1 pseudogene is annotated in these 280 nt (G+C 67.1%); it reads right to left on the bottom strand.

The window, feature by feature from the left end:
- Nucleotides 1-275, bottom strand: a pseudogene (locus FQ664_RS25855) (twitching motility protein PilT); the annotation flags it as partial.
- Between the last annotated feature and the right edge of the window lie 5 nt (nt 276-280).

The following is a 280-nucleotide window of genomic DNA, read 5'->3' on the forward strand; positions in this document are numbered from 1 at the left end:
GGGCCGTGCAACTGGCGAAACAGATTCAGCCGAAAGCGCCCTAGCGCCGGCAATTCCAGCGCCAGGTCCAGCTCATCACCCTGGGCCCATTGTCGGCGCTGGTCTTCATCCAGCATGGGTGCCATGCCCTCGGTCAAGGTCGCCGGGCCCAAGGTCGGCAGGGCCATGCGCTGCAGCTCGCCATCCAGGCGCAACATCGGTAACTGGCCCGCCGCCAGGTGCAGGTCGGAAGCCCCCGCATCCACGGCCCGGGCCAACAGGTCGGTCACATCCATGAGAC

This window comes from Pseudomonas persica (assembly GCF_900291015.1).
GTDB lineage: Bacteria > Pseudomonadota > Gammaproteobacteria > Pseudomonadales > Pseudomonadaceae > Aquipseudomonas.